Source organism: Halostella pelagica (assembly GCF_004762015.1).
Classification (GTDB): Archaea; Halobacteriota; Halobacteria; order Halobacteriales; family Natronoarchaeaceae; genus Halostella; species Halostella pelagica.
Map to the genome: position 1 here is coordinate 150,608 of NZ_SJES01000002.1, position 26,424 is coordinate 177,031.

General features: G+C 63.9%; 30 protein-coding genes and 1 tRNA gene. 16 read left to right on the plus strand and 15 right to left on the minus strand.

The window, feature by feature from the left end:
- Positions 1-133: 133 nt before the first annotated feature.
- The gene (locus EYW42_RS05200; RefSeq protein ID WP_135534198.1) at positions 134-484 is read right to left on the minus strand and encodes a DUF7344 domain-containing protein; all 351 of its coding nucleotides are present in this window, start codon (positions 482-484) and stop codon (positions 134-136) included.
- A 181-nt stretch (positions 485-665) separates the two neighbouring features.
- Between EYW42_RS05200 and EYW42_RS05205 the strand changes: the two genes are divergently transcribed.
- From EYW42_RS05205 to EYW42_RS05215, 3 genes are all read left to right on the plus strand, one after another.
- Entirely contained in the window at positions 666-1,214 is a 549-nt protein-coding gene (locus tag EYW42_RS05205) for a hypothetical protein (RefSeq protein ID WP_135534199.1), read from the plus strand.
- Positions 1,215-1,221: 7 nt separating this feature from the next.
- Positions 1,222-1,944, plus strand: coding sequence for an RNA methyltransferase (locus tag EYW42_RS05210; RefSeq protein ID WP_135534200.1), 723 nt, complete (start codon positions 1,222-1,224; stop codon positions 1,942-1,944).
- A 64-nt stretch (positions 1,945-2,008) separates the two neighbouring features.
- Positions 2,009-3,013: a hypothetical protein gene (locus tag EYW42_RS05215; RefSeq protein WP_135534201.1), complete on the plus strand. Its 1,005-nt coding sequence runs from the start codon at positions 2,009-2,011 to the stop codon at positions 3,011-3,013.
- A gap of 1 nt (position 3,014) precedes the next feature.
- On the opposite strand, the gene gatE is transcribed toward EYW42_RS05215, so the two are convergent.
- The 3 genes from gatE to EYW42_RS05230 are packed head-to-tail and all read right to left on the minus strand — an operon-like array spanning position 3,015 to position 7,261.
- On the minus strand, positions 3,015-4,976 hold the full coding sequence (gene gatE / locus EYW42_RS05220) for a Glu-tRNA(Gln) amidotransferase subunit GatE (protein WP_135534202.1): 1,962 nt from the start codon (positions 4,974-4,976) through the stop codon (positions 3,015-3,017).
- 36 nt (positions 4,977-5,012) lie between these two features.
- Complete coding sequence (locus tag EYW42_RS05225; protein ID WP_135534203.1) at positions 5,013-6,779, minus strand: PH domain-containing protein; 1,767 nt, start codon at positions 6,777-6,779, stop codon at positions 5,013-5,015.
- Positions 6,776-7,261, minus strand: coding sequence for a PH domain-containing protein (locus EYW42_RS05230; RefSeq protein ID WP_135534204.1), 486 nt, complete (start codon positions 7,259-7,261; stop codon positions 6,776-6,778). Before EYW42_RS05230 ends, EYW42_RS05225 begins: the two co-directional genes overlap by 4 nt.
- 166 nt (positions 7,262-7,427) lie before the next feature.
- Between EYW42_RS05230 and EYW42_RS05235 the strand changes: the two genes are divergently transcribed.
- Entirely contained in the window at positions 7,428-8,177 is a 750-nt protein-coding gene (locus EYW42_RS05235) for a GNAT family N-acetyltransferase (protein ID WP_135534205.1), read from the plus strand.
- An 89-nt stretch (positions 8,178-8,266) separates the two neighbouring features.
- Here the strand turns inward: EYW42_RS05235 and EYW42_RS05240 are convergent, their stop codons facing one another.
- The 3 genes from EYW42_RS05240 to fen form a co-directional block, all read right to left on the minus strand.
- Positions 8,267-8,500, minus strand: a complete 234-nt coding sequence (locus EYW42_RS05240; protein WP_135534206.1) for an HVO_2901 family zinc finger protein — start codon at positions 8,498-8,500, stop codon at positions 8,267-8,269.
- A gap of 117 nt (positions 8,501-8,617) precedes the next feature.
- Entirely contained in the window at positions 8,618-10,027 is a 1,410-nt protein-coding gene (locus tag EYW42_RS05245) for a class II fumarate hydratase (RefSeq protein WP_135534207.1), read from the minus strand.
- Between the two features lie 171 nt (positions 10,028-10,198).
- Positions 10,199-11,179, minus strand: a complete 981-nt coding sequence (fen, locus tag EYW42_RS05250; protein ID WP_135534208.1) for a flap endonuclease-1 — start codon at positions 11,177-11,179, stop codon at positions 10,199-10,201.
- 110 nt (positions 11,180-11,289) lie between these two features.
- Between fen and EYW42_RS05255 the strand changes: the two genes are divergently transcribed.
- On the plus strand, positions 11,290-11,484 hold the full coding sequence (locus EYW42_RS05255; RefSeq protein WP_135534209.1) for a cold-shock protein: 195 nt from the start codon (positions 11,290-11,292) through the stop codon (positions 11,482-11,484).
- 143 nt (positions 11,485-11,627) lie between these two features.
- Here the strand turns inward: EYW42_RS05255 and EYW42_RS05260 are convergent, their stop codons facing one another.
- On the minus strand, positions 11,628-12,140 hold the full coding sequence (locus tag EYW42_RS05260) for a GNAT family N-acetyltransferase (protein WP_135534210.1): 513 nt from the start codon (positions 12,138-12,140) through the stop codon (positions 11,628-11,630).
- 158 nt (positions 12,141-12,298) lie between these two features.
- Between EYW42_RS05260 and EYW42_RS05265 the strand changes: the two genes are divergently transcribed.
- Together EYW42_RS05265 and EYW42_RS05270 are read left to right on the plus strand one after the other, a co-directional pair.
- A complete protein-coding gene (locus tag EYW42_RS05265) occupies positions 12,299-12,916 on the plus strand; it encodes an RAD55 family ATPase (RefSeq protein WP_135534211.1) in 618 nt (205 codons plus the stop codon).
- 76 nt (positions 12,917-12,992) lie between these two features.
- On the plus strand, positions 12,993-13,373 hold the full coding sequence (locus EYW42_RS05270; protein WP_135534212.1) for a hypothetical protein: 381 nt from the start codon (positions 12,993-12,995) through the stop codon (positions 13,371-13,373).
- A 25-nt stretch (positions 13,374-13,398) separates the two neighbouring features.
- On the opposite strand, the gene cdd is transcribed toward EYW42_RS05270, so the two are convergent.
- Together cdd and EYW42_RS05280 are read right to left on the minus strand one after the other, a co-directional pair.
- The gene (gene cdd, locus EYW42_RS05275; RefSeq protein ID WP_135534213.1) at positions 13,399-13,782 is read right to left on the minus strand and encodes a cytidine deaminase; all 384 of its coding nucleotides are present in this window, start codon (positions 13,780-13,782) and stop codon (positions 13,399-13,401) included.
- A gap of 82 nt (positions 13,783-13,864) precedes the next feature.
- Positions 13,865-15,226 (minus strand): phosphopentomutase/phosphoglucosamine mutase, encoded by a 1,362-nt coding sequence (locus tag EYW42_RS05280; protein ID WP_135534214.1) that lies wholly within the window; start codon positions 15,224-15,226, stop codon positions 13,865-13,867.
- Positions 15,227-15,405: 179 nt separating this feature from the next.
- On the opposite strand from EYW42_RS05280, the gene EYW42_RS05285 reads away from it, so the two are divergent.
- Entirely contained in the window at positions 15,406-16,050 is a 645-nt protein-coding gene (locus tag EYW42_RS05285; protein ID WP_202613817.1) for an RAD55 family ATPase, read from the plus strand.
- Between the two features lie 18 nt (positions 16,051-16,068).
- Here the strand turns inward: EYW42_RS05285 and EYW42_RS05290 are convergent, their stop codons facing one another.
- Complete coding sequence (locus EYW42_RS05290) at positions 16,069-16,542, minus strand: DUF5793 family protein (protein ID WP_135534215.1); 474 nt, start codon at positions 16,540-16,542, stop codon at positions 16,069-16,071.
- A gap of 122 nt (positions 16,543-16,664) precedes the next feature.
- On the opposite strand from EYW42_RS05290, the gene EYW42_RS05295 reads away from it, so the two are divergent.
- The 6 genes from EYW42_RS05295 to EYW42_RS05320 all read left to right on the plus strand — a co-directional run bounded on the left by EYW42_RS05295 (position 16,665) and on the right by EYW42_RS05320 (position 23,118).
- Positions 16,665-17,291, plus strand: a complete 627-nt coding sequence (locus tag EYW42_RS05295; RefSeq protein ID WP_135534216.1) for a DUF7549 family protein — start codon at positions 16,665-16,667, stop codon at positions 17,289-17,291.
- Between the two features lie 84 nt (positions 17,292-17,375).
- Entirely contained in the window at positions 17,376-19,079 is a 1,704-nt protein-coding gene (locus EYW42_RS05300; RefSeq protein ID WP_135534217.1) for a type II/IV secretion system ATPase subunit, read from the plus strand.
- Between the two features lie 25 nt (positions 19,080-19,104).
- Positions 19,105-21,201 (plus strand): type II secretion system F family protein, encoded by a 2,097-nt coding sequence (locus EYW42_RS05305; RefSeq protein WP_135534218.1) that lies wholly within the window; start codon positions 19,105-19,107, stop codon positions 21,199-21,201.
- Positions 21,202-21,261: 60 nt separating this feature from the next.
- Positions 21,262-21,900: a class I SAM-dependent methyltransferase gene (locus tag EYW42_RS05310; protein ID WP_135534219.1), complete on the plus strand. Its 639-nt coding sequence runs from the start codon at positions 21,262-21,264 to the stop codon at positions 21,898-21,900.
- Positions 21,901-21,984: 84 nt separating this feature from the next.
- Positions 21,985-23,004, plus strand: a complete 1,020-nt coding sequence (locus tag EYW42_RS05315) for an NAD(P)/FAD-dependent oxidoreductase (protein ID WP_135534220.1) — start codon at positions 21,985-21,987, stop codon at positions 23,002-23,004.
- Between the two features lie 43 nt (positions 23,005-23,047).
- Positions 23,048-23,118, plus strand: a tRNA-Gly gene (locus tag EYW42_RS05320).
- 76 nt (positions 23,119-23,194) lie between these two features.
- Here the strand turns inward: EYW42_RS05320 and arsN2 are convergent.
- From arsN2 to EYW42_RS05340, 4 genes are all read right to left on the minus strand, one after another.
- A complete protein-coding gene (gene arsN2 / locus EYW42_RS05325; RefSeq protein ID WP_135534221.1) occupies positions 23,195-23,641 on the minus strand; it encodes an arsenic resistance N-acetyltransferase ArsN2 in 447 nt (148 codons plus the stop codon).
- Between the two features lie 114 nt (positions 23,642-23,755).
- Complete coding sequence (locus EYW42_RS05330; RefSeq protein ID WP_135534222.1) at positions 23,756-24,028, minus strand: hypothetical protein; 273 nt, start codon at positions 24,026-24,028, stop codon at positions 23,756-23,758.
- 108 nt (positions 24,029-24,136) lie between these two features.
- The gene (locus tag EYW42_RS05335; RefSeq protein WP_135534223.1) at positions 24,137-24,943 is read right to left on the minus strand and encodes an arsenite methyltransferase; all 807 of its coding nucleotides are present in this window, start codon (positions 24,941-24,943) and stop codon (positions 24,137-24,139) included.
- The gene (locus EYW42_RS05340; RefSeq protein ID WP_135534224.1) at positions 24,936-25,310 is read right to left on the minus strand and encodes an ArsR/SmtB family transcription factor; all 375 of its coding nucleotides are present in this window, start codon (positions 25,308-25,310) and stop codon (positions 24,936-24,938) included. Before EYW42_RS05340 ends, EYW42_RS05335 begins: the two co-directional genes overlap by 8 nt.
- A gap of 190 nt (positions 25,311-25,500) precedes the next feature.
- Here EYW42_RS05340 and EYW42_RS05345 point away from each other — a divergent pair, with 190 nt between their 5' ends.
- Both EYW42_RS05345 and EYW42_RS05350 read left to right on the plus strand, forming a co-directional pair.
- Positions 25,501-25,686 (plus strand): hypothetical protein, encoded by a 186-nt coding sequence (locus tag EYW42_RS05345; RefSeq protein ID WP_135534225.1) that lies wholly within the window; start codon positions 25,501-25,503, stop codon positions 25,684-25,686.
- A 30-nt stretch (positions 25,687-25,716) separates the two neighbouring features.
- Positions 25,717-26,412, plus strand: coding sequence for a DUF502 domain-containing protein (locus EYW42_RS05350; RefSeq protein WP_135534226.1), 696 nt, complete (start codon positions 25,717-25,719; stop codon positions 26,410-26,412).
- Positions 26,413-26,424 lie beyond the last annotated feature (12 nt).

Below are 26,424 nucleotides of genomic sequence, written 5' to 3' on the forward strand. Positions count from 1 at the left end.
TCCGAGAGAGGGTTCCAAGGGCCGGCGTGCGAAGCCGAAACGCGCAACGGTTGGCCGTAGGTTAACGCCGTGGTCATACGGAAAACGACGTATTCACCCGGGAAACGACGTATTCAGACGGGAAACATCGTATTTACGCGAACTCTTCTAGGTCGAGGTCGGTGAACTCGTACTTGAGACGCACCGTATCGTCGGACTGGCTGTATTCGACCACGCCCGCGTCGTCCATCTTCGGGACGTGCGAGTGATACAGGTCCATGTAGATCGATTTGACGGCTGAGCCGGGGATCTGAGCGAGGTTCTGCTCGTCGTGTTCGATTCGAGCGACTTCGTCAGCCAGGTCGGCGAGCGTCAGCGGGTTCCGGTACTGCTTGAGGCAGTAAAGAGCGTACCGACGGCGTTCGCGCGACAGAATTGAGAAGAGAACATCCGTTTCCTCCGTTTCGGTTCCACTGTCGCCTTCTTTCACGGGTTTCTGGTTCATAGATAGCTGGAATATACGAGGCAGAGAACATCGGAGTGACGCCAAACCCTTTGGGTCTACCGAACCGCGGAACCGTTCTACGTCCGCATACGAGCCGTTACTGACCCGACCGTCACGGTCCCACGACCGGCCGCTCAGTTGTTTCAATCGCTTTTTACGCCGCGGACGGATAGCATCACGTATGGCAAAGGTCAGCGTCGGACTCCGCGGATGGCGTTTCGAGGAGTCGGAAATATTCACCGAGGACGGCAACTGGCGGCCGTTCGACGAGATGCACGACGAGGACCGCGAACGTCTCCTTCGTCTGCGAACGCTCGTCACCAAACCGTGTGACGCGTGCTTCCTGGTCCACGGCGAGGAGGATATCGAACGGTGTCGCGAGGCCGAGATCGTCTACGGCGAACCGAAGTCGGAAGTCGTGCTCTGCGACGAACACGAAGCCGATTTCCGTTACTGGTTCAGCGAGGCCGGCGGGGACGACTACCGCGGTGAGGACGAACTGCAGGACGCGTTCCACGGCTGGTTCGACGACGGCAATCGCGCGCCGGAGGCGTTCGGCGGCGTCGACCACGTCGACACCGACCCCGAGGCGCTGCCGGACCCGCCAAACCCCAACGACGACGAGGACCGCTATCGCATCACCCTCCGCGACGCTATGGAACCGGAAGAAACCGACCTCGACGAGGACGCTCTGGATGACATCGACCTCTCCGCGGACTACCCGTCGTGAGACGACGATGACTGCGCCCTCGATCGTCGTCGTGGACGCGGAGACGCCGGGCAACGTCGGCACTATCGCTCGCGCGATGAAGAATTTCGGGTTCTCTGACCTGAAACTGGTGAACCCGCCGGAACTCGACCGGGACGGCGAGGCGTACGGCTTCGCCGGCCAGGCGCGCGAAGACATCCTACCGAACGCCGACACCGTCACCTTCGACGAGGTGGTCGAGAACTACCACACCGTCGGAATGACCGCAACCACCAACGAAGACTGCCGAAAGCACACCCGGTTTCCGTTCTCGACGCCGGACGAACTGGCCGAGGACCTGATCACCGTCGAAACGGACACCGCCGTCCTGTTCGGCCGCGAGGACAACGGGTTCACCAACGACGAACTCGAACGCGTCGACCAGATCGGATCGATCCCCGCCAGCGCCGACTACTCCTCGCTGAACCTCGGACAGGCGGCGACGGTGACGCTGTACGAGCTACGGGATCTAGCGATGGCGGAGACGCAGCTACCGGACCGCGAACGGGAACGCGCCGCCCAACCGGCTATCGAGCGCCTGCACGACGAGTTCTCGGCGTTCCTCGTCGCTGTGGGTCACCCAGAGGTCAAACGGTCGAAAACCGAGCGGATGCTCCGTCGCCTCGTCGGCCGCGCCCACCCCACTGAGCGCGAGACGTCGCGCCTGACAGGTATTTTCCGTCGCGCGACATCGAGCCTGAACGAGGAGTAATGGCGCGGTCGGCATTCATGGCAATACAGTATAATTATATATTTCCAGAACACTCGTATATAGTATGGTTAACACGAATAGACGAACGGTTCTCAAGACGGTCGGCGCGAGCAGCGCTGCCCTTCTCAGCGGTTGTAGCGGAGTCCTAGACGGTGGAAGCGACGACGACAGTTCGTCGGGCGGTGCGCCTGACTACCGGGACTGGTTCCCGACCGCGTCCAAACTCGAAGGCGAAAGCGGAGGATATCTTTACGGCGTGTTCGACATGTCGGCGCTTGCCGAACTGGAAGACGATTCGGAGGACCAATCGGATTCGGACTCCGGTCAGCCGACGGACCCGCTCGTCGCGAACCCGCTCGGGATCTACCTCGCCGCCGCATTCCTCTCGCTCAGTTACAGTCAGATGGGCCTCTCCTCGGTCATGGAGGGGATAGACAAGAGTTCTAACCCGATAGACCGCTGGATGCTCGTCGGCGGGTACAGCGTCTTCGAAGGGTCGTTCGACACTGAGGAACTCGAATCGAACTTCGACCAGATGGGCTACGACGACCCGAGCGAGGTTGGGGACTTCTCCCTGTACGAACATCCCGATAACCCCTACGCCGTGGGGATTCGGAGCGACACTATCGTCGCCGTCTCCGGAAACGACCTGGAGGACCCCGGAAGCATCGCAACGGCCATCATCGACGCCGAGCGCGGCGAAGTAACCCGAGAACACGAGGACAACGATACGTTCGACCGAGTGACGAAGGCCGTCACCGACGGCGATCTACTCTACGGCGTGTTGCCCGAGTCGGAGACGTTCGAGTCGGAGAGCGGGTCGGACGACCTCGGCGTCAACGTGAGGCCGTTCACCAGCGCGGTCGGTCTCTCGCAGTCACTAGCGATCGACTCGGACACGAACAAGGCGACTGCCCGGGCCGGCGTGGTGTACGACAGCGAGGACGACGTCGTTACGGACAAGTTAGAGTCCGGACTCGGAGCCGAAGCGAGCGAGTTCGACCTCCAACAGGACGGCAGCGAAGTGTCTATCGAGGCGACGTACGAAGAAGACGACGTGAGCGGCTAGATCACGCCCGCTGCTGTATCTCTTCTCTAAGGACCTCGCTCACGAGGTCGCCGTCCGCCTTGCCGCGGAGCGCGCCCATCGCCTCGCCCATCAGTCCGGAGAACGCGCCCATACCCTCCGCTTCGACCTGGTCGGCGTTGCGTTCGACGACCTCGGCGACAGCCTCCCGGACCTCGCTCTCGTCGACGCCGCCCAGACCTTCCTCTTCGACGGCTTCCTCGGCAGTTAGCTCCGGGGTTTCCGCGAGTGCGGTCAGCAGGTCCTCTAACCCCTCGTTCGGAACGTCGCCGCCGTCGACGAGCGTAATCGCGTCGCACAGGTGCGTCTCCGTGAGGTTCTCGACCGGCACGCCGTCCCGGTCGAGGGCAGTCAACGTGGATTCCAGCGTCCCGGCGGCCAGCGTCGGGTCGACGCCGTCCGACGGTCCCCCGCTCGAATCGCTCACAGCGACGCCGTCACCGACCAGATCCTCGAACAGGGGCATCCGGCGGCCGAACGCGACCTGTTCCGCGAGACCCTCGTCGAGGCCGTGTTCGTCCTGATAGCGCTCTACCTTCTCGGTGAGCAGTTCGGGCGTCTCGACCTCGGTGACGTCCGGTTCGACGGGCGGCACGTCCGTTTCGGGGTACATCCGGGCCGCGCCGGGCAGCGGACGAAGGTAGCGGGAGGTACCGTCGTCGTTCGCGCCGCGTGTCTCCTCCGGGACGTCCTCTATGGCGACCGACGCGCGCTCCGCGGCGGCCTCGATGGCGGCGGCGGCCGTCTCCTCGTCGTCGGCGACGATGGCGACGGCGTCTTCGGGCCCGGCATCCACCGCGTCTCGGAGCGCGGACACCTCGTCCTCGGTGACGCCGTAGGCGGGGAGTTCGTCGGTGTGGAAGATGCCGCCAGCGCCGTGGCGCTTGGCGTGGTCCGACAGTTCGGTTCCGAGGCGGCGGTCGGGTTGGATCTCGCGGCCGACGAGGCCGTCGAAGCCGTACAGCGGGACGGCTGTGACCGCGCCGCCCGAACTGAGTGCGCCCTGAATGACGTCGCTGTCCGTGTCTGCTCGCGGGCTTTGCCCGCTCGCATGGTCCGAGGCGCTCTGCGCCTCGCTATCCTCGAACACGCTGGTCACGTCCTGCACGTCGCCGACGCTCGCGTCGCGCGCTTGCAGTTCCTCGGCGATGTCGAGCAGTTCGACCTGTCTCCGGACCTCGTTGCGGACGAGGTCGTCGATGTCGTCGAGGCTCTGGACGCCTTTCATCTCGACGCGGGCCCCCTCGGCTATGGAGACGTTCACGTCCTGGCGGATGGTGCCGAGGCCGCGCTTGACCGCGCCGGTCGAGCGCAGGAGCATGCCGATCCGTTCGGCCGCGGCGCGGGCCTGCTCCGGCGAGCGGATGTCGGGCTTGGTGCCTATCTCGACGAGCGGAATTCCCAGCCTGTCTAGCGAGTAGCGGACGCCGTCGTCGGTCTCCTCGACGCGCTGGGCGCTCTCCTCTTCGAGCATGAGGTCCTCGATCCCGACGGTCCCGGCGTCGGTTTCGATCTCGCCCTCGCTTGCGACCTTGGTCGTCCGCTGGAATCCGGACGTGTTCGACCCGTCAACGACGATCTTCCGCATGACGTGGGCCTGGTCGACCACGTTCATGTCGAGCAGTTGCGCTATCTCGAGTGCGACCTCCGTCGCCTCGGCGTCGAGGCGGTGGGGCGGTTCGTCGTCCTCTTCGACGAGACAGGTAGTGTCGTAGGCCAGATACTCGAACTCCCGTTCGACCTGGCTCTCCTCCAGTGCGGCCTCGTCTATCTCGCCCAGTTCGCTCTTCGTCGGATGGAGATAGCGGGTGAACGACCGCACCGACTGGTCCGGTTCGCGTAGTTCCGTCGGACACTCGCAGAACAGCTTCGCCTCCGTATCGAGTTGCTGGTGGATTTCCAGCCCAGCCACGAGCCCCAGTTCCTCGTAGTCGTACTCGGTCATTGCTGATGACTCCGGGTGCGAGGGGTAAAAAACCGTTCAGTTCGGCCGCGACTCGTCGTCGCGCTCCGACGGTCCGTCGTCTGTGTCGGCATCACGGTTCACTGTTCTCTCATCGGTGTCGTCGTCCCGACCAGGCGTTCCGTCGTCGTTCGCCGTCCCGAGGCCGTCGGCGGCGTCGGCATCGGTCCCGCGTTCGGCCACCCGTCCATCGGTCCGGCTACTGGGCACCGTACGGTCCCGCAGACGCCGCTCCCGCAAGCTCTCCTGCAGACGGTCCCGGAGTACACCGCGGATCCGGGCGGCGTCATCGGCGTCGATATCGATCGCCGTCGCGTCACGCTGGCGGATGCTAAACGCCCCCGCGGTGTCGGCAGTGAGATTCGCCAAGTTCCGGCGACGTTGGAAGACGGTCCGCTGCCGGACTACAGTCTGAAGTCGGTAGTACGGCACGACCTTCGTCGTCCGGGTCCAGAACCCCGACCGGGTGAGGACGTGGCCGTCCTGGGTCTGGTAGCCTCGGTGCCGCCAGGTCAGGTGTGCGGCGACTGGGACGACTGCGAGCAAGGCGAGCGCCGCGTACCATTGGTCCGGCCCGCCGAGCGTCAGGTCCGCCGCGTACAGCGTCGCGGTCAGCGCGCCGACGACGAGCGAGTACCGAACCGCGTACCGTTCCCGGGCGCGCTTCGGCGACCGGGTGAACGACGGGTCCTCGAACGTTTCCACGGACTGTGCCAGTTCGTAGACGCGCTCGCGAGCGGCGAGCGGTATCGCCGACTCCGTTCCGGCGGACTGGCCGGCGGTGTACCCCGCCGTCTCGACGACGAGGGTCGCGTAGCCCGCGGTGCGCGTGACCGGGTTGTCCGTGACCGTGATCGTCTGGACCTTTTCCAGCGGGATCGAACCGCTGTACCGCTGGATCAGGCCGCGCTCGTACTGGAGTTCGTCGCCGACGCGCGTGAGCTTGAAGCCGTAGTAGCGCGCGAGCGTCATGCCGGCGCTGATGATCCAGGCTCCGAGAACGAGCGCACCGAGTTTCGGAAGGACGAGAGTGATGTCAGGCCGAGCCCCGCCCGGAATGGCGAAGGCCAGAAGCGTCGACACGTCGATGAGTTCGACGTACGGGAAAAAGAGGACCGAGAGAACGAGCGCCCCGGGGTTGACGGACGCGATGCTGAGCAAAACGAGCTCGTAGGGTCGGATCGAAAACAGCAGCTCCTCCGTCGTATCGGTAGAGCGTCTTCGGTCCGTCGAGCCGGCGGTCGGTATCGGGTGTGAGGTCCCGTCTTCGGCGGCAGCGGTTCCATCCACGGCGGTTTCGGCGCTCGTCTCACCTACCGTGGTGTCGGCGGCGCGGTCGGCCTCCACGCGGTCCGCTCTCCGGCGAAGTTCGTCCTGCAGTCGTTTCGCCTCGTCGTAGCCGACGTACTGCAGCGACGCCTCGGTTTCGCCCCCGCCCGCGGTTTCGATGGTCAGCGTCGCGATGTCGAACGCGCGCTGGACGAGGTTCTGGCTAATGTCGACGTTCTGGATCCGGTGGAGCGGGATCTCGCGTTCGCGGCGGCCGAACACGCCGGACCGGATGTCGAACGTGTCCCCCGTCAGTTCGTACTCGAAGCGTCGGTAGTACGCCAGTTCGTAAGCTCCGCCGAGCAAGGCACCGAGGACGAGCAGAGGGACGGTCAGGGCCGCGCTCACCAGATCGAGCGTCCCAGACGCCATAACGCCGGCGAAAAACAGCATGGACGCGCCGGTGATGCCGCGAGAGAGCGCGCGGTACGGCAGCGAGATTGGATGGAGTTTCATACTGCGTCTTGCTGTTCGCTCTCTCTGGCGAGTTCGCGCAGTTCGGACTGTAGTCGCTGCGCGCGGTCCGGCGTCAGTCCCGGAATTGTCACGTCCGCGCCGCGGGATCCGGCGGTGTAGACGACGACGCTCGCGAGTCCCGTCGCGCGTTCGACCGGTCCCCGCTGTGTGTCGACGTGCTGGACGCGGACGAACGGGACTACGGTGTCGATCCGTGTGATGACCCCGCGTTCGAGATACAGCGCGTCCTCCTGGATCTCGAACTGCCAGATCCGGAAGCGGGCGAGTGCGTGGACGAGTCCGAGAACGAACACGACGACGCTGATACCGAGCGGGAGTTCGATACCAGCGGTTACCCCATCGACGACGGCGACACGCTCGCCGAGGACAGTTCCGACCGCGACGACGAGTGCGACCACTGCCGCCGTGACGGCCGCACCGATGCCCCAGACGAACCGCACGCGGGGATGAAGCTTCTCCATGCGGAGGTATGGCATCCGACGGGTCAAGAAACCGTCCCTTCCGACCGGGACATACGCGGTCGATCCGGAGCCGACACGCGGCGGGAGCGTGCGATGACGTGCAGTACTCAGCGTGTACGAACGCTGACACGGGCGTTTATTCGCCCGGACGGAATAACAACGGTGTATGAACGTACGCGAACCCGACTCCGTCGACGGGGAAGCCATTAGAGACATCGCAGGGAGGTCGCTGCGGGCGTCGTACGGTCTGAGCCCGGAGACTATCGAGGCGCTCGTCGAGGAGTACCACGCCGACGAGCGCCTCGATGAGTTAGCGAGCGACGACGACAGCGTCCTCATCGTCGCGGAGGACGACGACGAACCGATCGGGTTCGCTGAAGGGGAGGTCGGCGACGAGTACGGTGAGGTCCACTGGCATCACGTCGCGCCGGAGGGCAGGGGGCGAGGTGCCGGCACCTCGCTCTTCGAACGGATGGAGGAAACGCTCCAGGAGCGCGGCGCTGAGCGCGTCCAGGCGAACGTCCTCTCCGACAACATGGAGGGCGCACAGTTCTTCGAGAAGTTCGGCTACGGGGAGGCGGGAACGGACCAAGTCGAGATAAACGGCGAGGAACACGCGGTCAACGTGTTCGTTCCGGAGGCGGACGCGGAGACAGAGCGGACTGACCCGGGGTCGGTTCCGGAAACGGTCGAGGACGAGGGCGAGACGCTGTACGTCGCCAGAGACGAGGAGATGGGCGGCGAGAAGGGACCGTTCTACCCGCTGTTTTCGGACAGGGAGGAAGAGAACCCCTACGCGTTCTGGTGTTCGCACTCCGAGACGGTCGTCGCGGCCGGCGACGACCTGGGGCGGCTAGAATGCTCCGAGTGCGGCAACGTCCACCGCGCCGACGACTGGGACGCGGGCTATCTCTGATAGGGACTGCCGTGAGTCGTTTCGGTAGTTCGCCGACGCGTGGTCGGCGACATCCCGAGGCGGAGATACGACAGTCCCTCTGACAGCGTTTACTGGGTCAGTACTTTCGCGTCCTCGACAGCGAACAGATCGTCGTCTCGGCCCTCGCCGTCGCAGTCATCGTTCGGACATCGATAGTGCCAGCCGTCCCGCGTGGCCGCGCCCTCCCGGAAGCGCTCGCCGCAAACCTGACAGAACAGGTCGGCGTCGGCGCAGGTGTCGCGGTGTAGGTCGAGGGCGAGTTCCGTTGTGAAGCTCTGATTACAGTTCCGACAGGTATGCATACTTGAAATCACTACGTCATCACTCAAAACTACACCTGTTCGTTTACGCTTCGTGAACGGCTAGCACGGGTCGTGTACGTCCCGATCTGAAAGGATCCGCGGTGGGCCCACCAAGACCTACTCGTCGTCGCCCAAGATACCGCGATGCGTCATTTTCTCGGGATCTAACACGTCGTCCGCTTCCGCCTCGCTGAGATAGCCTTTCTCGATCGCGACTTCGCGGACGGTCTTGCCCTCTTTCAGCGCCGTCTTGGCCGCGTCGCTGGCTTTGTCGTAGCCGATCTGGGGGTTCAGCGCGGTCGCGAGCGCCATGCTCTGTTCGACCTGGGTCTCGCAGTGTTGCTGGTTCGCTTCGAGTTCCCGGACGAACTTCTCCGCGAACGTCTCGCTCGCGTTCGCGAGCATCTCGGCGGACTGGAGGAAGTTGTAGGCGAGAACGGGCTTGTAGAGGTTCAGGTCGATCTGGCCCTCGGCAGCGCCGGCGGAGACGGCGGCGTCGTTGCCGACGACCTGCTTGTGGACCTGATTGACCGCCTCGGCGACGACGGGGTTGATCTTGCCGGGCATGATCGAGGATCCGGGCTGGTTCTCCGGCTGTTCTATCTCGCCGAGGCCGTTTCGCGGGCCGGAGGCGAGCAGGCGGAGGTCGTTAGCGATCTTGTTGAGCGACCCGGCAACCGTCCGAAGCGCGCCGTGGGCCTCGCTCATCGCGTCGTGGGCGGCCTGGGCTTCGAAGTGGTTGTCCGCCTCGCGGAACTGGACGCCGGTCTCTTTCGTGATGTACTCCGCGGCGACGCCGGGGAAGTCCTCGTGGGTGTTCAGCCCCGTGCCGACGGCGGTGCCGCCGAGTGCGAGTTCCGCCAGATGCTCGCGGGTCTTGTCCACTCGGGCGAGGCCCTTCGCGACCTGCGTTCGGTAGCCGCCGAACTCCTGGCCGAGGCGGACGGGCGTCGCGTCCTGCAGGTGGGTCCGACCGGTCTTGACGACGTCGTCGAACTCTTCTTCTTTCGCTTCGAGCGCCTCGCGGAGCGTATCGAGCGCCGGGATCAGGTCCTTTTCGACGGCTTCCAGTGCGGCGACGTGCATCGCCGTCGGGATCACGTCGTTGCTGGACTGGCCGAAGTTGACGTGGTCGTTAGGGTGGATATCGCGGGTCCCGACTTCACCGCCGTAGATCTCGGTCGCCCGGTTGGCGATGACTTCGTTGGCGTTCATGTTCGTCGAGGTGCCCGACCCGGTCTGGAACACGTCGACGGGGAACTGGTCGTCGTGCTTCCCGGCGATGACCTCGTCTGCGGCTTCGACGATGGCCTCACCTTTGTCCGCCGGGATCAGGTCGAGGTCGAGGTTGGCCTGGGCGGCGGCTTTCTTCACGACCCCGAGCGCGCGGACGAACCGCCGTCCGAACGTCAGGCCGCTGATCGGGAAGTTCTCGACCGCGCGCTGGGTCTGTGCGCCCCAGTAGGCGTCCGCGGGTACGCGCATTTCCCCGAGGCTGTCCTGCTCAGTGCGGTAATCATCGGACATACCTGAGTGAGGGACCGGTGAGCGGTAAAAGCCACCGAAACGGTACGGCCGACCAGCCGTTTTGGCCGCCCCGTTCCGTGGATCGCTCTCGTAGGGACTGCCAGTACTGCAGTCCGGTAGTTGGTCGATTCGGGGTCGGCGAAACCGGGGAAACAGCTACAACAATCCCACTCAGGTCCAGCGGTCCAGACCCGCCTGCGTGACTGACTCCTCTATCCGCTCGAACCCGCGCTCGACCTCGGCGGCGGCGACGCCCCACTCTTCGGTGACGTACTCGCGAGCGGCCGTCAGGTCCGGGTCCAGAGCGGTGTCGAACTCGTACTCGTCGGTGACGGTCGGGTCCAGAAACAGCGTCCGCACCGTGTCGGCGTTCTCCACGTAGGCGTCCCTGGCCTCCAGTACGCCCCAGAGGTCGCCGTGTTCCTTGATAGCGGTGACGGCGGTTTTCGGGCCGATGCCCGTGACGCCGTCGTTGAAGTCCGTCCCGCAGAGGATCCCCACGTCGACGAGTTGCTCCCAGGTGAGGTCGTGGCGGTCGAGCGTCGCCTGAAAGTCCATTCGCTCGGGGTCGCCTTTGCTCGTTAGCTGCCGGAGCGTCACGGGGGCACCGAACAGCAACGCGTCGTAATCCTCGGTTCCCACGGCGTCTATCGCGCCCTGTCGGGCCATGTGGGCGGCCTGCGCCTCGCCCTCGGCGGGGGCCTCGACGACCGGAACGTCGAGACGGCGAAGCAACTCGCGCGTCGTCCGGTGGATGGTGTCGGTGAGACGCTGCGTCTGCGAGTCGAGGCGGGCCGTCTCGACCGTATCACCCTGTTCTTTCGCCTCTTCCAGTTGCTCCTCCCGGTCCGACCTGGCCTCGCGGCGCTTCTCTATCTCCGCCTGCTTGAGTTCGGACGGCCCGCCATCGAAAACGAACACTGGCGTCACGTCGTGCTCGAAGAACTTCGGCAGGCCCTGTACGACGCCGATGAGGTTCGCCACTTCGGTTCCCTCGGCGGTGGTGTACGCCTGGTCGTTCGTCCACCGCACCGTGGTCGTCAGATATCTGTACAGCCAGTTGTGCGCGTCGACGCCGACGACGTCCCCAGCCAGATCGTCGAACGGCACCTCCTCGATAGCGGCGAGGTCGCGTAGATCGGAGTTTCCCATTGGAGAGGTGTAGGGGACGGACCGCTTTGAAACGTGGCAATTCGGACCGGATCGCTCCCGGCGGCGATGGGTATATACGCTTGTGGCGAGAAGCCGTGAGTGAAGTTCACATGCCACAAGGAACGGTGGCCTTCTTCCACGACCGGAAAGGGTACGGGTTCATCGAGACGGACGAGGCGGACGACGATATTTTCTTTCACATGGAGGACGTCGGCGGCCCGGACCTGGAGGAGGGACAGGAGGTCGAGTTCGAAATCGAGCAGGCCGAAAAGGGGCCGCGAGCGATCAACCTGACGCGTCTCTGAGCGGACCGCGTAGACGGTCCGACGAGGTTGAACGGGGCAACTAACACGGGAGGGTGGCCGCGGTGAGCAGTGGGTACGGACGGCAGTGCGCTGAGAAGTCACGAACAGTTACGTTCGCATCGGCGCTCGATACAGTCGAACGCTCACAGCGTTTCCGGGGGTGCTTCAGCGTCCGCCAGAAACGCCCGCTCCGCGTCGCTCAGGTTTTCCCGGCCGCGGAACTCGGTCAAACCCGCACGGTAGCGCTCACCGCTCCGATCCCCCGGTCGTTCGAGCACTAACTCCGCGATGCCCGTCGTCTCGCCCGTGTAGCCGAATCCGGCTTTGTACAGCGCCTCGAAGGCGAACGGGTTGTTGACCGCGATTCGGACGCGCTCGTAGCCTCGCTCGCTCGCTCGCTCCGCGACGAATTCGGCCAGATGCGGGCCGAGTCCCTCGCCGCGGCGGTCGTTTCTCGCGGTGATGTAGCGGATCCAGAGCGCGCCGTCGTCCGTTCGGTCCTCGTTGAACGCCGCGGCGGCGACGATGTCGTCTCCCTCCCGGATCACCGCTTTCCCCGTGTTCGACATGACGAACTTCCCGGCGTAGCTGAACCGCTCGTGGTCGAGGCGGAGCGTCGGCCCGTCCAGCGGCCAGCCGAGGAGTTCGGCGTCCATAGGTCGACTTCGTTCGCCGGTCGTTTTACCTTGGCGCTACACCGTCGGCGGTGCCGGTAGCCCGCAGAACTGTTGGAAGAAAAACGTCGTCGAGAAGCCATAGATCGTCCGGTAGCGACCGCGTAACAATATCCAGTGATACCGACACTTTGTCCGAGATGGGACTTCGATTCACGACCGGTATCGAACGGCTGGACCGGGAACTCGACGGGGGGATCCAGGGGGGCAGTCTCGTCGCGCTGGCAGCGCCGCCGGCGAGTCAGTCCGAGCGATTGCTGTACGAACTCGCGACGCAGCAGCGGACGCTGTACGTCACGACCGAGCGGACGACCGACGCCGTCGAAACGGCGCTCCACGACGCTGCAGACCCGGGACGAGTCCGGGTTCACGAGGTAGGCGGGTCCGACCCGCTCGACGACTTGCTGGAGATGGTCAGCGCGCTCGCCGAGGGGACGTTCGTCGTCGTCGACCCCGCGGCACCGCTGGAACGAAACGCCGACTACCGCGCGGGGCTGTCGGAACTCCGGTCGCGGCTCCGCGAGAAGGGAAGCGTCGCCGTCTTCCACTGCGTCGACGGCCGCACCGTTCCCGACGGACGCGACGTCACCGAGTACATGGCGGACGTCATTTTCGACCTCTCGGTCGACCTGCACCGGGACCGGCTTCGAACCAGATTGACGGTTCCGAAGTGCCGGCGCGGCGACGCGCCCTGCGACGCGCTCAAACTGGACTTCAGTCCACGCATAACTGTCGATAACAGCCGCGATATCGCCTGATTCGCCGATAAACGGGGTCCGGATTCGGACGCGTAGACACACTATAACAATGGTGAAAAGCGATGCCGACGCTCGTATGGGTGCTACGAATAACTCCCGAACAGACCTGACGTACGCAGCGGATCCCGCAGTGTCGATCTCAGTCGTCGTCGCGGGCGTACGCGTCGAGAAGACAGTCGTCACGGACGCGTTTCCGGTTCCGGCGGTGGCGCTGTCCGTGGATTCGCTCCACGACGAGCCCGTGACCGTTCGCATCGAGGACGAGGTCCCGGCGAGCGTACCGCTCGCGGACCTCGGCACCGACGGCTGGGAAACGGTCGACGACGAGCGGATCGCCTGGACCGGTCGCCTGGAAAGCGGCGCTGAGCGGGTGACGACGTACGGAATCGACGCCGACCCGAAGGCCGTCGAAGACCTGCAGACGCCGCCGACAGTCGAGACGGTCATGCCGGAGTGAGCGGTCGGTCAGCCGGGGACTGGCCTCAGTCCAGCATGTCGCCCGTGATCGTGTTCGGCAGCAACTCACCGAGCGCGTACTCCGTCGCACCGTCGCCCTCGTCACAGACGACGGTCAAGTCGTCGCAGAACTCGGCGAGCGTCTGCCGGCACATCCCGCAGGGGGTAACGCCGTCCCGGCTGTCGGATGTGACAGCGAGGCGGTCGAACTCGCTGTGGCCGTCCCTGACCGCTGACCCGATAGCCACTTCCTCGGCGTGGAGGCTGTTGCTGTAGTTCGCGTTCTCGATGTTACAACCGGTGTACACCGTTCCGTCGCTCGTCCGGATCGCCGCGCCGACGCGGTACTCCGAGTACGGTGCGTACGCCTCCGCCATAGCCTCGCGTGCGGCTTCGACAAGTTCGTCCATGCACCGAGGTTCGAACCCGGGGGAAAAGTAATCACCGGCGTCCGCGCTGCTTTCCTGCTGTCGTCAGGCGGGTTTACCGCGCTCACTGACCGACGGCGTTCTCGACCGCTTCGACCGCTGTCTCCACGAGCGCGTCGACTTCGTCGCTCTCCGCGTAGACGCGGATGTACGGTTCCGTGCCGCTGGGTCGGACGAGCACCCAGGAGCTGTCTGGGAGTTCGACGCGGACGCCGTAATCCGTGTTGACATCTGCGTCGGGGTACTGCTCGGGCAGTCTGACAGAGAGATACTCCATGGCGTCGCTCTTTCGCTCGTCCGGGCACTCGACGCTGACTTTCCTGTACGGTCGTTCGGTAACGGGTTCACGGAGCGGTTCAGTGCCGCCCGCTTCGGCGACCAGCCCCGAGACGACTGCGGCGCTCGCCACGCCGTCTATCCATCCGCCGAAGTTCGTGTGGATGTGTTTCCACGGTTCGGCGGCGAAGACGATCTCCGTGTCGGCGTCGCCGGCCGCTCGTTCCCGGGCGATACCCTCGTGCAGCGACCCGAGGCGGACCCGTTCGACGCGCCCGCCCTCGGCCCGGACCCGCTCGTCGATGCGGGCCGAGGCGTTCGGCGTCGTCACGACGACGGGGTCGCCGGCGTCGCTCGCAGCGGTGTAGTGACTCGCCAGAACCGCCAGGATCGTGTCTTCGTGGATCACGTCGCCGTCCGGACCGACGATCACGATGCGGTCCGCGTCGCCGTCGTGGCCGATACCCAGGTCGGCGTCGCCCTGGACGAACTCGCGGAGGTCGGTGAGCGTTTCCGGCGTGGGCTTGCTCTCGCGGCCCGGGAAGTGGCCGTCGACGTTTGCGTTCAGCGCCACGACGTCGGCTCCGAGTCGCCGAAGAACCTGCGGTGTGGCGAGACTCGCCATCCCGTTGCCGCAGTCTACGGCGACTGACAGCCCCGAGAGCGGCCGCTCAGCCCCAGTTCCGGTTTCGCGGGCGTACGTCGCGACGGCGTCGCAGTAGGCCTCGGTCACGTCGAGTTCCTCGCCGTCTCCCCACTCGCCCCACGGCGCGGGAGAGAGTCCGTCGTCGACGCGGCGTTCGACTGCCTTCTCCGCCTCGCGGTCGTACTCGACGCCGTCGTCGAACAGTTTGATCCCGTTGTCTTGCGGGGGGTTGTGGCTCGCGGTGATCATCGCTCCGCGTCGACCTCGGGACGCGAACGCGAGCGTCGGTGTCGGGACTTGGCCGACTCGCCTGACGTCCGCACCGGCGCTCTCAAGTCCCGCCTCCATCGCGGCAGCGAGCGCCGGACCCGTGACGCGGCCGTCGCGTCCGACCACGAACGTCTCGCCGTCCTGCCCGGCCGCCCGCCCGACTGCGAGTGCGAGTTCGGGCGTCACGTCGTCGCGGACGGGACCGCGGATACCTGCGGTTCCGAAGAGGGTCATACGGTGGCGTTTACCCTCCGAGCACTTATACTGCTGGTTGTAGCTGCCGGAGCGAATTCGCCGTCGTTATCCGGCGAATTCGGGCGGTGCGTTACAACTGCATCGGATTTCGGGAGAGTTTAACCGAAGGAGGTGTGAACAGGAGTAAACACAGACAACGGATCAAGTTGACGTAACACATGTATTCTATCGACACCGACTTTCCGGTCGATTCGATCCCATCCGGCACGAACCTGCTGATCACGGGTCCGCCGATGACGGGAAAGTACGACCTGCTCGTCGAACTCCTCGCCGACAGCTATCGATACGACGAGCGTGCCGTCTTCATCACGACCCAGAAGAGCCCGGACCAGATTCACGCTGATTTCGCCGCCGGACTCGGAGTCGACTCTGTGACTGATCTCGGAATCGTCGACTGCGCGGGGCAGGAACGGTCAGGGAAACATGCCGACGACGAGCATATCCGCTCCGTCTCCTCGCCCGCGGACCTCACCGGCATCGGGATGGCGAGTTCGGAACTGATAGAAACGTTCGGCGACCGGGGCCACAGAGTTCGGACGGGACTGTCGTCGCTGTCGCAGTTGCTGATGTACGCCGACGTGAAGACGGTGTTTCGCTTCCTGCACATCCTCACCGGTCGGATAAGTTCGGCTGACGGGCTGGGACTGTGTACGTTAGACAGCGATGTCCACGACGACCAAACGGTCAACACGGTCAAACAGCTGTTCGACGGAGCGATCGAGACGAGAAACGAGGGGGACGATTCACGGGCGTTCCGCGTTCTCGGCCTCCCGGACGCCGACGACCGCTGGATCGACTTTTAAGCCGGAACCGTAACGCCGTTACAGTTCGACGCCGCTCGGAATGAGACTGTGCTGTCGGAGCAGGTTTCCTTCGCTGTTGTACACGAGAAACGTCCGCTTATCGTAGACGACGAGTTCCTCGCCGTCGACGTAGATGCGAACCTCGTAGCGGCCGTCCGAGTCGGACGCCTCCTCGCCGTACCGTCTGGCGGCCCGAATGAAGGCGAGTACGTTGTCAGCCTCCTCGTTGAGTTCGATGATGAAATCTCCCGTGACCCGGTTAGTGACGCTGACGACGCCCGTGGCATCCGGGTCATCGAGCGCTGATTGAAGCCGGTACGCGACGTCAGTGCCCTCCGTTTCGAGGAAGTCGCCTTCCGGGCCTGTGAGGCGCTCTTTGAGCGTCGATGCAGGCCCCTCGAAGTCGATCTCGACGGTCGGTTTTGCGGGCTCGCCGTCCTCGTCCACCCAGTCTACGTTGCTCACGTCAAGCGTGAAATAGTCGCGCCTCATTCCCTATGATACGCTACGTTCTCACCGAGTATGAACGTAACGCCCGGGGCGGGAACGGCCCGAGTCGGCAGGAGCGCGTCAGTCTTCGATAGCTTTTAGACCTACCGCTTTCCCCACCAACCATGGACCTGGTTCGCTCCGAGTACGCCGAGGAGGCCGCCGTACTTTTCGCCTGGTTGTCGGCGCTACTCCCCTGGTCGCTGACGTACGGGACGCCCGGAGGCTCTCGGTATGTCGTTATCAGGTTCCCTTTCCTGATGTACGAAAACCTCGCCGGATTGGCGGAAGAACTGGACGGGACCCGACTCGTCACGCCCATCGACGCGCTCGAACGAAGCATCTCGCTCGGCCTGACACAGACGTATTCGAACGCCGAACTGGAATCGCGCTACGGGACGACGGACGTTTCGCTCACTATCGAGACGGTCAGCGACGCGCTGGCCACGTCCAACGGGGGGCAGGTGCTTGCGTATCTCACCTGGACGTTCGGCGTCGTCGTCCTTTTCCTCGCCGTGGCACTCAGCGTTCTGATGTACGTCGAGGCGGACGTTCTCGACACCGCCCCAGTCGACGCCGTCAGACTGATGGGTCTGTTACTTGGCGTCGTCGCCGTCTCGTACGTCGCCGCGACAGTTCTGCTTTACCGGAACTTCCCCGGAACGCTGCTTAATCTCGACCAGTTGTTTCTCCCGCTCGGACCGATGATTTACGTCGTCTTCGCCGGCGTCTTGCTGACAGTCGACCGATAACCGAATCGGCCGCCTGATTTAAGTCCGGTCGACTGATATCCGGTAAGTGAAACGTACCGGTCCCGCTCGGGACCGGAGATACCAATGGTAGGAAACCCAAACAACCAGTCGGGCGATACGTCACCGCGCGGGGAACCGACGCAGGCCGACCGAAACGGCGCGCCCGACCAGTCGGACCCCGGCAGTCAAACGCGGGTCGAGGCCGTCAGACGACAGATCCGTCGGACGGTGGAAATGCTTCGGGGATCGACGATATCTCTGGAGAACTACGATCCGTCGCGCCACGAACGACTCGTCACGTTCGACGGTGTTGACGGCTGCGAAGAAGTCGATCGGTACTGGGTGAACGCCCCCTTTGCGTTCGTATCGATACAACGGGACCCGAAGGAGAACGACCACCAGTATCACGTGGTCGAACCTGAACTCGAAGACCAGGAGTACGCCCTGCTCGAAGCGCTGTTCGACGACATCCGGGACCCGCTCGTCTACCGGAAGGAGGTCGACGACGGTGACGTCGAATCCGTACTCAAAGAGGAACTCAGAGAGCATCTGGAACGGTACGGTGCCGAGGTCGACATGCGGACGTTCTACAAGCTGTTTTACTATCTCTACCGGGCGTTCCGCGGCTTCAACAAGATAGACCCTATCATGCGTGACCCTCACATAGAGGACATCTCCTGTGACGGGTACGACCTGCCGATCTTCGTGTACCACGACGATTACACGGACATCGAGACGAACGTTTCGTTCAGCCAGGAAGCGCTGGACAACTTCGTCATCCGACTGGCCCAGCACTCCGGGCGACACATCTCTATCGGCGACCCGATGGTCGAGACGATACTCCCCGACGGGAGCCGCGCCGAACTCGCGCTGGGCGAGGAGGTGACGCCGCGGGGCTCCGCCTTTACGATCCGGAAATACGCTGACGAGCCGTTCACCCCCGTCGACCTGTTAGAGTACGGCACGTTCACCGTGGACCAGATGGCGTACCTGTGGCTCGCGATCGAGAACAACAAGAGCCTCATCTTCGCCGGCGGGACGGCGTCCGGAAAGACCACCTCGATGAACGCGGTTTCGATGTTCATCCCGCCGCGCTCGAAGGTACTCACCATCGAGGACACGCGCGAGTTAGCGCTGTATCACGACAACTGGCTCTCCAGCGTCACGCGGGACCGCATGACCGAAGGGAGCGACATCACGATGTACGACCTGCTCCGGTCGGCGCTCCGACATCGCCCCGAGTACATCGTCGTGGGCGAGGTCCGGGGGGAGGAGGCGATCACGCTGTTCCAGGCGATGAACACCGGCCACACGACGTACTCGACGATGCACGCCGACAGCGTCCGAACGGTGATAAACCGCCTCGAAAACGAGCCTATCAACGTCCCGCGGGCGATGGTCCAGAGCCTCGACATCCTCTGTGTCCAGACGCTCACCCGGTTCGAGGACGAACGCGTCCGCCGGAACAAAACTATCGCCGAGATCGAAGGGATCGACCAACGAACCGGCGAACTCGACTACTCGAACGCCTTCGTCTGGAACCCCGACGACGACTCCGTCTCGCGGGAGGACAGCGAAGTGCTCGACGATATCCGCGACGACAACGGGTGGAGTCAGTCCGAACTGCTGCGGGAACTCCAGCGGAGACGCGACTTCCTCCGGTCACTGTGGGACAATGACGTGAACGACTACCGCCGGTTCACCGCCATGGTAAACGAGTATTACGCCGATCCGGAAGCGGCGATGGCGTCGATAGAGGACGGACCGGAACCGGCGACCACAGACTGATGGCAGAACACACGGTGAGTAACTGATGTCTCTCGCGAACTACGTCCCGCTCGTCGTCGCTGTTCTCGTCCTACTTCCGGTCGCCCTCGCGCCGGTTAGCAACCGGGCCGACCGGGTTGTCACGCGGTTCGCGATGTCCCTGTTTGGCGGCTACGTCAGCGATGTCGGACGACGGCGCGCCAAGCGCCGCCAACTGCTCCGCGCCGCACACCTGCCGACGACGTTTCGTATCTACGCGGCAAAGACGCTGCTGTACGCCGCTCTCATCGCTCTCGCGGGAAGCGTTCTCGCGACGTACGTCATCTGGGGGGGCCTCGAACTCCTCGCCATCGACCCGGAGACGATTCGCGCAACCCTGCCGGACCAGCTATCGATACTCGCTACGTTCGGCGGCGTGACGGTGGTGTCGCTCGAAAAATTGTTCGTTCTCCTGCTCGTTGCCGGGGGTACCCTGGGGACTGCGGGCGGGATCTTCACGTACTGGCTCCGCTGGTACTACCCGCGCCACATCGCCGACCAGCGCGCCGACCGGATCGACGTGAGCATGCCCCAGACCGTCGCGTTCATCTACGCCCTCTCCCGGAGCGGCATGGCGTTTCCAAAGGTGATGCGGACCCTCTCCGAAAACCGATCCGTGTACGGCGCTTCCGCCGACGAAGTGAGCGTCGCGGTCAGGAACATGGACATGTTCGGAATGGACATGATCTCCGCGATCAAGACGATGTCCCGCCGGACGCCCAGCGAGGGGTTCAAGGAGTTCAGCGAGAACCTGACGAGCGTCCTGCAGAGCGGACGTAACCTTTCGGAGTTCCTCCATCAGCAGTACGACCAGTATCAGGATGAAGCCGAGGCCCAACAGGAGCAGTTGCTCAACCTCCTTGCGACGATGGCGGAGGCGTACGTGACCGTCCTCGTCGCGGGGCCGCTCTTTCTCATTACGATTCTCGTCATTATCGGCATCACCGTCACCGACACGTTGCCGATGTTACAACTGATCGCGTACTTCGCGTTACCGATCATCAACATCGCTTTCATCCTCTATCTCAGTACGGTGATGGAATCGATGACGGGTACGAACATGTCGGACGACAACACGGAGGGGCCGTCGGAGCTAACGGGGATCCGTCGAACTGAGACGGTGAGGCAAGACGGCGGAGGCCCCGAGAATCGTCACCCGAACGTCCAGCGCCTGTCGGCCCATCGGCGGTTTCAGTGGATCCGAACGAGGATCGGCCAACCGGTACAGACGATCCTCGACCGTCCCATCACCCTCCTGTGGGTCACCGTACCGATCGCTGTCGCCGTTACGCTCTGGCGACTGCCGGAGGCGACCACGGGCGGTCAACTGACGGCCGCCGGCGTGGACGACCTGTTTATTCAGGCGGGACTGTTCGTCGTGGGGACGTTCGCGATAGCCTACGAGATCCACGACCGCCGCATCGAAGCTATCGAGGCGTCGATACCCGACTTCCTCGACCGTCTCGCGAGCGTCAACGAGGCCGGGATGACCGTCGTCGAGAGCCTCGACCGCGTCCGCGGAAGCGAACTCGGCGCGCTCAATCAGGAACTCGACCGCGTCTGGGCCGACATTCAGTGGGGCTCGGACGTGGATACGGCACTCCGGCGATTCGAGGCGCGGATGCGGACGCGAACCGTCTCGCGGATAGTCACGCTGGTGACGCAGGCGATGAACGCGAGCGGGGACCTGGCGACCGTCCTCCGCATCTCCGCCGCACAGGCGAAAGCAGACCGACGGCTCAAGCGTGAGCGGCGACAGGAGATGCTCACCTACGTCGTCGTGGTGTACGTCTCCTTCGGCGTGTTCCTGGTCATCGTGGCCGCGCTGAACAACGTGTTGATACCGAGTCTCCCCGAGGGGAGCGTCGTTCCAAACGCCACGAGCGAGGCGGCAGGTAGCATCGGTGCGATCGATACCGTCAGCAACCTCGGAACGATCAACGAGGAGGCGTACACGCTCGTGTTCTTCCACACGACGCTCATCCAGGGAGTCCTCTCCGGCCTGGTCGCCGGACAGATGAGCGGCGGTGACGTCCGCGCCGGCGCGAAACACGCGGCGATCCTGCTCGCACTGTCGTACGCCGGATTCATCATCATCCTCTGATAGGGTGACCCCGTCAGGTCTGATCGCCGGGGTTTACGGGTTGCGCGTCGAACGTCCGCCATGGACCGGCGTCCCGTCGACGTTCGAGACACTTACGACCGGATCGCGGGTCACTTCGCCGAGACGCGCGAATACCCCTGGCCAGAGGTCGAATCGTTCGTCGAGGACGCCCCTCGCAGCGAGGTCGCCCTGGACCTCGGATGCGGTAACGGACGCCACGCCGAACTCCTCGCCGCACATACCGATCGGGTCCTCGCCTGCGACATCAGTCGCGGCCTCCTAGCTACGGCACGGAGCCGTCTTTCCGAGCGAAATATCGACGCCGACCTCCTTCAGGGAGACGCCAGCGCCGTACCGCTCGCCACCGACTCCGTCAGCCTCGCGGTGTACGTCGCGACGCTCCATCACCTCCCTACCGGCGACGCTCGCCTGGCCAGTCTCGACGAACTCGCCCGCGTACTTTCCACGGGGGCTCCCGGACTCGTCAGCGCGTGGAGTACCGCTCACGACCGGTTTGACGCCGGCGAGGGGTTCGACACGACGGTCGACTGGACGCTTCCGGGCGGGGAGACGGTCCCGCGTTTTTACCACGTGTACTCGCCGGACGAGTTCGAGTCGGACCTGGCCGAAAGCGACCTCGGCGTTCGGAGTGCGTTCGTCTCCAGCGGGAACTGTTACGCCGTCGTCGAAGGAGCGTAACGCCGGGGGCGCTCGCGGTCGTTCGCCTCGGTCGCACGACTGCTCTGAGTTTTTATCCGTCGACCGTCTACGATCTGGCACTTCATGACTGAACGACCCCCCGAGTACGAAGTAGCGGTCGTCGGGGGCGGTCCCGCTGGCCTCACGACGGCGCTGTACACGACCAGACTGGGCCACGACACCGTCCTGATCGACCGCGGCGGCGGCCGCGCCGCGATGATGAAAGACACTCACAACGTCATCGGTATCACCGAGGACGTGTCGGGCAACGACCTCCTCGGTCGCGCGAGGGATCAGGTCGAGGGGTACGGTGCGGATAGCCGTCAGGCGTTCGTCGAGGGCGTGACTGCCGTCAACGGGGACGACGCCCGGTTCAGACTCGAAGCGGGCGACGAGTCGTATCTCGCGGATCGCGTGGTCCTCGCCACGGGGTTTTCGGACGCTCGGCCGGATCCGCCGCTTCCCCGAACTGGGCGCGGCCTGCACTACTGTCTGCACTGCGACGCCTACATGTTCGTCGACGAATCCGTGTTCGTGATGGGCCGCGGCGAGAGCGCCGCACACGTCGCCATGATCATGCTGAACTTCACCGACCGGGTGGACCTGCTGCTCGACGGCGACGACCCGACCTGGGGCGACGAGACGGACGAACTGCTCCGCGCTCACCCCATCGATATCGTCGAGTCCGAGGTCACCGGCGCGTTTCAGGACGAGAACGACCCCGAATGGCTCGGCGGCTTCGAGTTCGCCGACGGTACCGTTCGCGAGTACCGTGGCGGGTTCCCGATGTACGGGTCAAACTACAACAACGAACTCGCCGCCGACCTCGACGCGGAGATCAACGACGACGGCACCGTCGCCGTGGACGACCACGGCCGCACCAGCGTCGACGGCCTGTACGCAGTCGGCGACCTCACGCCCGGTCACAACCAGATCCCCGTCGCCATGGGCCAGGGGGCGAAGGCAGGCATCGCGATCCACAAGAGCCTCCGGACGTTCCCCAAATCCCTCGACGAACTCGAAGACGGCACCGTCGACGAGACGGACGTTCCCGCTATCTCTCCCGGCCTCCGCGACGCCGCCCGTGCTCACGGTGACGACTAGAAAGGGTAACACCCTTATTGCAGGGCGATTTAGCGGTGGGTGAGCGCCGGTGGTCTAGTGGTAGGACCTGAGCCTTCCAAGCTCATGGCCCGGGTTCAAATCCCGGCCGGCGCACTTTCTGAACGGAACCAACAGGTAGCTGTTGGCTACGAACGGCGTGGAGACGAAGGACGGAACGTGAGAATCCGGGCTATCGCAGTTCCTTTCTCATGCAAACCGCCGAAGCGGGACAGAGGTCCGAGAACTCTGTCGTCGCCTGAATACTCGACGGCGCGGCCTCCCGGTCGATCGCCTCGTACCCGCGCCGTCGGAAGAACTCGGATGCGGTCGTAGTCAGGAGATACAGCGTCTCTACACCGTTCTGGCGCGCACGAGCCTCTAACGCGTCACAGAGCGCCGATCCGTACCCTCCGCCACGGTTCGCTTCGGTAATCACCACCGACCGGAGGAGCCCGTCTGAACCGTGTGTTTCGACGCCGCCGATGCCGATTCGCTCCGTATCAGCGTCGGCGACGAAGAAACACTCCGGCTTCGTTCGCACGTCCTGATACGGGAGGCCGTTCGCTCGCAACACGGCTTCGATGCGGTCTAAGTCCTCCGTATCCGCCTGCCGTACAGTTATCGAAGCGTCGGTCATACGGTCGCAGTGAAACCCCTTTCGCGAGGGCGGGTTCTGGGGCCGTGCTGCGTTCGCCAGTGAACCATCGATGGGTAAACCGTTTCGGAGAGTCCTATCGTTCGGGTCATCGATTTACGGTTGCGCGACGGTGATCCGGACTTTCCCACCGAGGTCGACGGTGAACCCCTGGCACTCGTAGAAGCAACGAACCAGGGCAACGGCGCGTCGCGCCCCAGTTATCAGGGTGACGGTGGTCAGGACGGTAACGGCCCCTACCAGCGGGTTACTTATGACCCAAAGCAACAGCGGAAACGCAGCCACTACGGCGTAGGCCGCGAGGATGCTCTGTAACGTTGGTTCGTCCGGAGCCAGGTGATATCGTGGATCAGGTGGCGGTGAATTCATTGGTCTTCTGACAGCGAATGGTGGCTGTTGTGGTTGCGCCGGTCGACACGTACGGTAGCAGTCGCTCTCTTGAGGACTTCGGGTGTGAGTCCAGTACTCATGCTGTGATCAGGACCTCGTTTTCGGCTTCTCGCCTTCGATCGTTGCTGCGATGACGTAGTCGCTCAGATCGCGGTCGTCGCTCCAGTCGCGGATGAACTCTTCGCTGTCCCCCTTCGGCTCGATAGCGACGTCGGTAAACCCGGCGTCGGACAGCATCGATTCGAGCGTGGGGATCGACGACGCGCCGCCGATGCAGGCGGCCACCGACGACGGATCCGCGCGGAGGTCGGTCGGGAGTTCGGTGGTCAACACGACATCAGAGATGGCGAGACGGCCGCCCGGCCGAAGGGCGCGAAACGCTTCGCGGAACACCTGTGACTTGTCCGCCGAGAGATTGATGACGCAGTTCGAGAGGATCACGTCGACTGACTCGTCGGCGACCGGAAGGTGTTCGATCTCACCGAGTCGAAACTCGACGTTCGCCACGTCGTTCGTCTCGCGATTGTCGCGGGCCTTCTCGACCATCTCCGGCGTCATATCGACGCCGATGACGCGACCGGTCGGACCCACTTCCCGTGCCGCGAGGAAACAATCGAATCCAGCGCCGGACCCGAGGTCGAGAACGGTATCGCCCTCGTCGAGGCTGGCGATCGCGGTCGGGTTGCCACAGCCGAGGCCCAGATCCGCACCCGCGCCGACGGCGTCGCGGTCGTCGTCCGAATAGCCGAGTTTGCACGACTGGGCCGTATCCGTATCGTCGCAACACGACGACGACTCCGTCGCGATGCGCGCGTATCGCTCTCGTACGGCGGTACGCTGTTCCGCGTCGTCGAGACGCGAACCGTCCGTCGGAGTCGGAGTGTCGTCAGTCATCGTCGAGTGACCTCGTGTCGTCGAGGACGCGTAGGATCCGCTCCGCGCGCGGCGTCGCGCTGTAGTAGCGCCATCGGCCTTCTTTTCGCCGTTCGACCAATCCATCGCTGAAAAGCCGTGACAGCGCCTGGCTGACCGCGCCCTGGCTCACTCCGAGCGACGGCTCTATCTCGCAAACGCAGACGTCGTCGTCGGCCTCGGCGATGAATCGAAGCGCCTCGTATCGGGTGTCGGTTCCGAGGGTCGCGAGGATCTGAACGTCGGCGGCTACCTCTTCGCCCGTCAAGGAGTGGCCGACCGAACAACAGTCAGCCTCCTGTATCCCGTGCGAACCCGCTTTCTCGTTACCTGTTTGTTGGCCCTCCATCTTAGTACATGCTAATATTAGGGTGAGCTAATATAATGGTTGCGGTGAATACGGCAGTACTCGGAGATCAGGCAAGGGTTTGAAACGGTGACTGTGCTCAGAGCGTTCGGGTACCAGTTATAGTAGTCACTGAAATGATTCACATGCTGATCGCATTGCTGTCGTCCGATCAGGTGTGTATTGATTTTCAGTGATTACTATAGATGGTGAAAGCTATCCAACGGGGCCGAAGTCGCGGGACGACACTCACTTCCAGTTCGATCTCGATGACGTCTCCCCTGCGGAGAAGGCACAACTCGTCTCGGCGCTGGAAGAAGAGACTGCGGCGATACCGCAGGCGCAAGACTATCCGAAAGTGGTATCGGCCACGATATAAGTCTGTTTAGGTAGTAGGAAGCACGTAGCAATGTCTCGGCCAGACGTAGACGACATCGTCGACGTGGCGGCGGCGGAGAAACAGGAGGTACAACGGGACCTGAAACAGGTTTTCCTGTCGGGGATGGTACTCACTATCCCGTTTTTCATCACGGTACTTATCCTGATCTGGGCCCTGAACGTCGTTTCGAACGCGCTCACGCCGCTGTCCGACCTTCTGGTCGCTCTTGGTCCGGGAGACGGAATGAATCCGCTCATCGTGGAGAGCATGGCCGCAACGCTGGTGTTCGGGCTCATCTTCGTCGTCGGCCTCGCCGCACAACACGGGCCGGACACCAATCTCGGGAAGCGGGTCGATACGCTCATGGCCGATCTCCCGGGAATCGGGTCGATCTACACGGGCGTCGATCGCATGAGCGACGTCATCGTCGAGGGCGACACCGAGAGCTTTCAGGCGGTCAAGATAGTCGAGTTTCCACGCGAGGGCAGCTTTTCGCTCGCCTTTTTGACCGCTGATACGCCACCGGAGATCGAGGAGGCCACCGGGGAAGACGAGATGCTGACCGTCTTCGTTCCGATGGCTCCGAATCCGGTGATGGGCGGACACCTCCTGAATCTCCCGCGGGAACGCGTACACGATGTCGACCTTTCCGTCGAGGAGGGGATGCAGGCCATCATGACCACCGGTCTGTCACTCGACGAAAGCGTCCAGACGGAGACGACCTGACCGGCTTCCCGG

What these genes read in the sequence shown, in the direction of transcription:
- EYW42_RS05200 (WP_135534198.1), bottom strand. Translation starts at nt 484, where the DNA reads ATGAACCAGAAACCCGTGAAAGAAGGCGACAGTGGAACCGAAACGGAG.
- EYW42_RS05205 (WP_135534199.1), top strand. Translation starts at nt 666, where the DNA reads ATGGCAAAGGTCAGCGTCGGACTCCGCGGATGGCGTTTCGAGGAGTCG.
- EYW42_RS05210 (WP_135534200.1), top strand. Translation starts at nt 1,222, where the DNA reads ATGACTGCGCCCTCGATCGTCGTCGTGGACGCGGAGACGCCGGGCAAC.
- EYW42_RS05215 (WP_135534201.1), top strand. Translation starts at nt 2,009, where the DNA reads ATGGTTAACACGAATAGACGAACGGTTCTCAAGACGGTCGGCGCGAGC.
- gatE (WP_135534202.1), bottom strand. Translation starts at nt 4,976, where the DNA reads ATGACCGAGTACGACTACGAGGAACTGGGGCTCGTGGCTGGGCTGGAA.
- EYW42_RS05225 (WP_135534203.1), bottom strand. Translation starts at nt 6,779, where the DNA reads ATGAAACTCCATCCAATCTCGCTGCCGTACCGCGCGCTCTCTCGCGGC.
- EYW42_RS05230 (WP_135534204.1), bottom strand. Translation starts at nt 7,261, where the DNA reads ATGGAGAAGCTTCATCCCCGCGTGCGGTTCGTCTGGGGCATCGGTGCG.
- EYW42_RS05235 (WP_135534205.1), top strand. Translation starts at nt 7,428, where the DNA reads ATGAACGTACGCGAACCCGACTCCGTCGACGGGGAAGCCATTAGAGAC.
- EYW42_RS05240 (WP_135534206.1), bottom strand. Translation starts at nt 8,500, where the DNA reads ATGCATACCTGTCGGAACTGTAATCAGAGCTTCACAACGGAACTCGCC.
- EYW42_RS05245 (WP_135534207.1), bottom strand. Translation starts at nt 10,027, where the DNA reads ATGTCCGATGATTACCGCACTGAGCAGGACAGCCTCGGGGAAATGCGC.
- fen (WP_135534208.1), bottom strand. Translation starts at nt 11,179, where the DNA reads ATGGGAAACTCCGATCTACGCGACCTCGCCGCTATCGAGGAGGTGCCG.
- EYW42_RS05255 (WP_135534209.1), top strand. Translation starts at nt 11,290, where the DNA reads ATGCCACAAGGAACGGTGGCCTTCTTCCACGACCGGAAAGGGTACGGG.
- EYW42_RS05260 (WP_135534210.1), bottom strand. Translation starts at nt 12,140, where the DNA reads ATGGACGCCGAACTCCTCGGCTGGCCGCTGGACGGGCCGACGCTCCGC.
- EYW42_RS05265 (WP_135534211.1), top strand. Translation starts at nt 12,299, where the DNA reads ATGGGACTTCGATTCACGACCGGTATCGAACGGCTGGACCGGGAACTC.
- EYW42_RS05270 (WP_135534212.1), top strand. Translation starts at nt 12,993, where the DNA reads ATGGGTGCTACGAATAACTCCCGAACAGACCTGACGTACGCAGCGGAT.
- cdd (WP_135534213.1), bottom strand. Translation starts at nt 13,782, where the DNA reads ATGGACGAACTTGTCGAAGCCGCACGCGAGGCTATGGCGGAGGCGTAC.
- EYW42_RS05280 (WP_135534214.1), bottom strand. Translation starts at nt 15,226, where the DNA reads ATGACCCTCTTCGGAACCGCAGGTATCCGCGGTCCCGTCCGCGACGAC.
- EYW42_RS05285 (WP_202613817.1), top strand. Translation starts at nt 15,406, where the DNA reads ATGTATTCTATCGACACCGACTTTCCGGTCGATTCGATCCCATCCGGC.
- EYW42_RS05290 (WP_135534215.1), bottom strand. Translation starts at nt 16,542, where the DNA reads ATGAGGCGCGACTATTTCACGCTTGACGTGAGCAACGTAGACTGGGTG.
- EYW42_RS05295 (WP_135534216.1), top strand. Translation starts at nt 16,665, where the DNA reads ATGGACCTGGTTCGCTCCGAGTACGCCGAGGAGGCCGCCGTACTTTTC.
- EYW42_RS05300 (WP_135534217.1), top strand. Translation starts at nt 17,376, where the DNA reads ATGGTAGGAAACCCAAACAACCAGTCGGGCGATACGTCACCGCGCGGG.
- EYW42_RS05305 (WP_135534218.1), top strand. Translation starts at nt 19,105, where the DNA reads ATGTCTCTCGCGAACTACGTCCCGCTCGTCGTCGCTGTTCTCGTCCTA.
- EYW42_RS05310 (WP_135534219.1), top strand. Translation starts at nt 21,262, where the DNA reads ATGGACCGGCGTCCCGTCGACGTTCGAGACACTTACGACCGGATCGCG.
- EYW42_RS05315 (WP_135534220.1), top strand. Translation starts at nt 21,985, where the DNA reads ATGACTGAACGACCCCCCGAGTACGAAGTAGCGGTCGTCGGGGGCGGT.
- arsN2 (WP_135534221.1), bottom strand. Translation starts at nt 23,641, where the DNA reads ATGACCGACGCTTCGATAACTGTACGGCAGGCGGATACGGAGGACTTA.
- EYW42_RS05330 (WP_135534222.1), bottom strand. Translation starts at nt 24,028, where the DNA reads ATGAATTCACCGCCACCTGATCCACGATATCACCTGGCTCCGGACGAA.
- EYW42_RS05335 (WP_135534223.1), bottom strand. Translation starts at nt 24,943, where the DNA reads ATGACTGACGACACTCCGACTCCGACGGACGGTTCGCGTCTCGACGAC.
- EYW42_RS05340 (WP_135534224.1), bottom strand. Translation starts at nt 25,310, where the DNA reads ATGGAGGGCCAACAAACAGGTAACGAGAAAGCGGGTTCGCACGGGATA.
- EYW42_RS05350 (WP_135534226.1), top strand. Translation starts at nt 25,717, where the DNA reads ATGTCTCGGCCAGACGTAGACGACATCGTCGACGTGGCGGCGGCGGAG.